The organism is Bacillus sp. 05T31, from assembly GCF_056396725.1.
This window is the reverse complement of the sequence record NZ_JBFTMA010001525.1, coordinates 1-356: the sequence shown is the minus strand read 5'-3', so window position 1 is coordinate 356 and position 356 is coordinate 1. Positions and strand designations below refer to the sequence as shown.

Genomic DNA, 356 nt, shown 5'->3' with positions numbered 1-356 from the left:
ATCTAATGTTTTTAGAACAAGTTGTAAATCATTGCGATGTGAGAGTTTCCAAGCAACGATTTCATTATTGTAAAGGTCTTGAACGACCGATAAATAGAGAAATTTATCTTTGAATTGCAAATAAGTGATATCTGTGACAAGTACCTCATTTTGTTTGCGGTTTTGGAATTGTCGTTCTACTACATTTGGGAAAATCTTTAAGGATTTTCCTTTGAAAAAGCGTCGCTTTTTACAGATAATCGATTGAATGTGAAGCTCTCGCATAAGTCTATATACTTTTTTATGGTTCACGAAAAATCCAGCCTCCCGTAAGGCGATTGTCATGCGAGGATAACCGTATTCTTTGTGTTTTATGT

The 356-nt window shown here is 34.6% G+C and carries 1 protein-coding gene; it reads right to left on the bottom strand.

Features of this window, described 5'->3' with window-relative positions:
* Positions 1-356 (bottom strand): IS3 family transposase (locus AC1DJR_RS34170; RefSeq protein WP_477004688.1); only part of this gene is annotated, 356 nt, incomplete at both ends.